This is a genomic window from Enterococcus avium ATCC 14025, assembly GCF_000406965.1.
GTDB lineage: Bacteria > Bacillota > Bacilli > Lactobacillales > Enterococcaceae > Enterococcus_A > Enterococcus_A avium.
In genome coordinates, this window is sequence record NZ_KE136365.1 from 402,047 (window position 1) to 402,677 (window position 631).

Sequence of the window (631 nt, forward strand, 5' to 3'; positions counted from 1 at the left end):
TAAAAGGAGGATAAGGGATTCGAACCCTTGCACGGTTTTACCCGCCTGACGGTTTTCAAGACCGTTCCCTTCAGCCGGACTTGGGTAATCCTCCATAAAAGAGTCACTATGGACCTTGTAGGACTCGAACCTACGACCGGACGGTTATGAGCCGTCTGCTCTAACCAACTGAGCTAAAGGTCCTGGCTCGAATAAAATCGCGGCGGAGGGGATCGAACCCCCGACCTCCCGGGTATGAACCGGACGCTCTAGCCAGCTGAGCTACACCGCGTTATTAATAAAAAATGGAGCCTAGCGGGATCGAACCGCTGACCTCCTGCGTGCAAAGCAGGCGCTCTCCCAGCTGAGCTAAGGCCCCAAAATTTTATTTCTATCGGGAAGACAGGATTCGAACCTGCGACCCCTTGGTCCCAAACCAAGTGCTCTACCAAGCTGAGCTACTTCCCGAAATGCACCCGAGAGGACTCGAACCTCTAACCCCTTGATTCGTAGTCAAGTACTCTATCCAATTGAGCTACGGGTGCGTTATTTAGTTAATGCCGAGGACCGGAATCGAACCGGTACGGTGATCACTCACCGCAGGATTTTAAGTCCTGTGCGTCTGCCAGTTCCGCCACCCCGGCGTTCTTCC

7 tRNA genes are annotated in these 631 nt (G+C 53.4%); all 7 read right to left on the bottom strand.

Going from position 1 to position 631, the window contains the following annotated elements:
- Positions 1-4 precede the first annotated feature (4 nt).
- Positions 5-94 (bottom strand) — tRNA-Ser (locus OMU_RS17400).
- A gap of 15 nt (positions 95-109) precedes the next feature.
- Positions 110-183 (bottom strand) — tRNA-Ile (locus OMU_RS17405).
- Between the two features lie 14 nt (positions 184-197).
- Positions 198-271 (bottom strand) — tRNA-Met (locus tag OMU_RS17410).
- A gap of 14 nt (positions 272-285) precedes the next feature.
- Positions 286-358 (bottom strand) — tRNA-Ala (locus tag OMU_RS17415).
- 15 nt (positions 359-373) lie between these two features.
- Positions 374-447 (bottom strand) — tRNA-Pro (locus OMU_RS17420).
- Between the two features lie 3 nt (positions 448-450).
- Positions 451-524: transfer RNA gene (locus OMU_RS17425), tRNA-Arg, on the bottom strand.
- A 13-nt stretch (positions 525-537) separates the two neighbouring features.
- Positions 538-623 (bottom strand) — tRNA-Leu (locus tag OMU_RS17430).
- Positions 624-631 lie beyond the last annotated feature (8 nt).